This is a genomic window from Streptomyces sp. NPDC029956 (assembly GCF_055574655.1).
This window is the reverse complement of the sequence record NZ_JBVHZJ010000121.1, coordinates 1-4,504: the sequence shown is the minus strand read 5'-3', so window position 1 is coordinate 4,504 and position 4,504 is coordinate 1. Positions and strand designations below refer to the sequence as shown.

Annotated in this window: 1 protein-coding gene; it reads left to right on the top strand. The window is 74.2% G+C overall.

The annotated features are described in order from the left end of the window. On the top strand, positions 1–4,504 hold a 4,504-nt coding region (locus tag ACZ4XX_RS40185), incomplete at both ends, for a type I polyketide synthase (protein ID WP_468512762.1).

Genomic DNA, 4,504 nt, shown 5'->3' with positions numbered 1-4,504 from the left:
CCGTCGTCGGCACCCTCCACCGCAACACCGGCAGCCTCGAACGCTTCGTCGAATCCGCCGCCGAAGCCTGGACCCACGGCGTCACCGTCGACTGGACGACGCTCCTCCAGCCCTACCAGGCCCGCACGGTGGAACTCCCCTCCTACCCCTTCCAGCGCCGGCACTACTGGCTCGAACCCGAGCCTGCCGCGACGGATGCACGGGGGCTCGGCCTGAACCCGGCAGGGCACCCGCTGCTGGGCGCCGTGATCGAGCTCGTAGAGGAGGACCGGCTGGTGTACACGGGGCGGCTCGGCCTCGACACGCAGCCGTGGCTCGCCGATCACGCCGTGCACGGCACCGTCCTGCTGCCCGGTACCGCGTTCCTCGAACTCTCGATGGCCGTGGGCGCCCGGACGGGCTGGCGGCGGCTCTCCGAACTCACTCTCCAGGCGCCCCTGCTGCTGCCGCCCGACGAGGCCGTTCAGCTCCGGGTGACCGTCGAGCCGCCGAACGCGGACGGGCAGCGGGAGCTGGCCGTGCACTCGCGGCCGCAGGACGCCGACGCGGGGGTTCCGTGGACGCGGCACGCCGCGGCACTGCTCGACATCGACGACGGGACGGCGGACTTCGACCTCGCCGAGTGGCCGCCGCCCGGCGCCCACGAGATCGACGTGGAGTCCCGCTACGACACACTCTCGGAAGCGGGGTACGACTACGGCCCCGCCTTCCAAGGACTGCGTGCCGCCTGGCGCGGCGGCCGTGACGTCTTCGCCGAGGTGAGCCTGCCCGCCGAGCTCGACGCCGCGTCCTACGGCGTCCACCCGGCCGTACTGGACGCCGCCCTGCACGCGGTCGGCCTGCTGCGCGAGGACGGCGGCACCGTCCTGCCGTTCTCCTGGTCCGGCGTCACCCGCCACGCCGAGGGCGCGGACGCCCTCCGGGTGTGGCTCAGCGCCAAGGGCGAGGACGGGGTGAGCCTGCGCGTCACCGACGGCGCGGGCAAGCCCGTGCTGTCGGCGGAGTCCGTCACGATGCGCCCGTTCACCGCGGACCTGGCCGCCGCGCGCGGCACCGACGCGCTGTTCCGCCTGGAGTGGCAGCCGGTCCCGTCCACCGCGTCCGACGTCGCCGTGTGTCAGGTCGCCGATCTGGCCGAGGTGCCGGATCCCGTGCCTCAGCTCGTCGCCGTACGATGTCCGGGCTCGACGCAGGACTCCGACAGCACAGGGGCGGGCCTCGCCGATCACGCGCACCGCGCGGCGGGTTGGGCGCTGGCCCTCGTCCAGAGCTGGCTGGCCGGCGCCCGGTTCACCGGGTCCCGGCTGCTGGTGCTGACCGACGGCGCCGCCGGCCCCGATGTCACGAACCCCGCCCAGGCCACCGTGTGGGGCCTGATCAGGACCGCCCAGTCCGAGCACCCCGACCGCTTCTCGTTGCTGGACACGGACGCGGACGCGGCTAGCGACATCGACGGCGTTCCCGGGGCCGTCCTCACCGAGCCTCAGCTCGCCCTGCGGGCGGGCACGCTCCTCGCGCCACGGCTCGTCCGGCACACCGCCGTCGCCGGCCCGGCCGGCGCCACCGCACTGGACCCCGACGGGACCGTGCTCATCACCGGCGGTACCGGCGTCCTCGGCGCCTCGGTCGCACGGCACCTGGTCACCGAGCGCGGCGCCCGCCGCCTGCTCCTCGTCAGCCGCCGCGGACCCGATGCCCCGGGTGCCGGGGAACTCGCGGCCGAACTCGCCGCTTCGGGCGCGGAGGTCACCCTCGCCGCCTGCGACACCGCCGACCGCGACGCACTCGCGCGGCTCCTGACCGGCGTACGGCTGACCGCCGTCGTCCACACCGCGGGCCTCCTCGACGACGGTGTGATCGAGTCGCTGACCCCCGACCGGCTCGCCGCCGTGCTGCGCCCCAAGGTGGACGCCGCCGCCCACCTCGACGCACTCACCGCGGACCAGGACCTCGCCGCGTTCGTCCTCTTCTCCTCGGTCGCGGGCGTACTCGGCAACCCCGGCCAGGCCAACTACGCCGCCGGCAACGTCTTCCTCGACGCGCTCGCCGCCCGCCGCCGGGCCGCCGGTCTCCCCGCGACCTCTCTCGCCTGGGGTCTGTGGGCCGAACGCACCGGTCTCACGGGGCACTTGGACGACAGCACCCTCTCGACGCGCGGCATCGCCCCGCTCTCCAACGAGCAGGGCCTCGACCTCCTCGACCGCGCGCTCGGCGACGACACGGCGATGCTCGTACCGGCCCGGCTCGACCCGGCCGCACTGCGCGCCGACGCGCTCGACGGAACCCTGTCCCCGGTGCTGCGCTCGCTGGTACGGGTCCCGCAGCGGCGCTCCGGCGAGTCCGGGCTGCGCCGCAGGCTCGGCCGGCTGTCCGAGGAGGAGGGCCGCCGTCTGCTGCTCGACCTCGTCAACGCCCAGCTCGCCGCGGTCATCGGCCGCGACTCGGCGGACGGGATCGACCCGGACCAGCCGTTCAAGAGCTTCGGCGTCGACTCGCTGCTCGCCGTACAGCTGCGGAACCGCCTCAACTCCGCTACCGGGTTGCGTCTTCCGGCGACCCTCGTCTTCGACCACCCCACGCCGGCCGCCGTCGTCGACTTCACGCTCGCGCTCGCACGGGAACGGGCCGAGAGTGTCGTCCCGCAGCCCGCCGCCGCCGTCGCACCGCGTACGGACGACGACCCGATCGTGATCGTCGGCATGGGCTGCCGCTTCCCGGGCGGGGTCGACTCCCCCGAGGGACTGTGGCAGGTCGTCGCCGAGCAGCGCGACGTCATCTCGGACTTCCCGACCGACCGGGGCTGGGACCTCGACGGCCTCTACCACCCGGACCCGGACCACTCCGGCACGTCCTATGTGCGGCGCGGCGGGTTCCTCCACGAGGCCGGCGAGTTCGATCCCGCGTTCTTCGGGATCTCGCCACGTGAGGCGCTGGCGATGGACCCGCAGCAGCGGCTGCTCCTCGAAGTGTCGTGGGAGGCCCTGGAGCGGGCGGGCATCGCGCCCGGAACGCTGCACGGCAGTGACACCGGTGTGTTCGCCGGCGTGATGTACCACGACTACGGCGGTGGCGGCCGGCTCCCGGAGGAGGCCGAGGGCCACTTCCTGACCGGCACGGCCGGCAGCGTCGCCACCGGCCGGGTGGCCTACACCCTCGGCCTGCAGGGTCAGGCGCTCACGGTGGACACGGCGTGCTCGTCGTCCCTGGTGGCACTGCACCTGGCCGTACGGGCCCTGCGGTCGGGCGAGTGCTCGCTCGCCCTCGCCGGTGGCGCCGCCGTGATGTCCACCCCCCACACGTTCATCGAGTTCTCGCGTCAGCGGGGACTCGCTGCCGACGGCCGCATCAAGTCGTTCTCGGCGGACGCGGACGGAACGGCGTGGGCCGAGGGCGTCGGTGTCCTGGTCGTGGAGCGGTTGTCGGACGCCCGTCGGCTGGGCCATGACGTGCTCGCCGTGGTCGCCGGTACGGCCGTCAACCAGGACGGCGCGTCCAACGGCCTCACCGCACCGAGCGGCCCCGCGCAGGAACGAGTGATCCGCGCCGCCGTGGCCGACGCCGGGGTCTCCTTCGCAGGGGTGGACGCGGTCGAGGCCCACGGCACCGGCACCGTCCTCGGCGACCCGATCGAGGCGCAGGCGCTGCTCGCCACGTACGGCAGTGAGCGTGACGGCGGCCGGCCCCTCATGCTGGGGTCCCTCAAGTCCAACCTCGGACACGCCCAGGCCGCCGCCGGTGTCGGCGGTGTCATCAAGATGGTCATGGCGCTGCGCCATGGCGAAGTGCCCGCCTCGCTCAACGTGAGCAGGCCCAGCGAGCTCGTCGACTGGGAGTCCGGTGGCGTCGAGGTGCTGACCGAGGCCCGCTCCTGGCCCGCCACGGACGGAAGGGTCCGCCGGGCGGGAGTGTCGTCGTTCGGCATCAGCGGCACCAACGCCCACGTCATCCTCGCCGAGGCCCCCGCGACGGAGCCGGTAGCCGAGGAGGCGACCGGGACCGGGCGCCCCGAGGCCGGTCTGCCGTGGATGGTGTCGGCGCGTTCGGCCGACGCGCTCGCCGAAGCCGCGGGCCGACTGGCCGAGTACGTACGGGCAAGGCCCGAACTGAGCCCGGCCGATGTGGCGTTCTCCCTGGCCGCGAACCGTTCCGCCTTCGAGTCGCGGGCCATGGTCCCCGGCGGCAAAGGACGCGACGGGCTCCTCGCGGGCCTCGACGCGCTCGCCTCCCGCGAGGTCGACGCGGTCACCGCGGCCGTCTCCGGTGCGAAGCCGGGGCGGGCCTCGGGTGCTCCTGTCGTGTTCGTGTTCCCGGGGCAGGGGTCGCAGTGGGTCGGGATGGCGGTCGAGCTCCTCGACTCCTCCCCCGTCTTCGCCCAGGCCATCGCCGACTGCGAGACCGCCCTCACACCCTTCGTGGACTGGTCCCTCACCGCCGTCCTGCGCGGAGACGACGACGCACCCGGCCTCGACCGCGTCGACGTCGTCCAACCCGCCTCCTGGGCCAT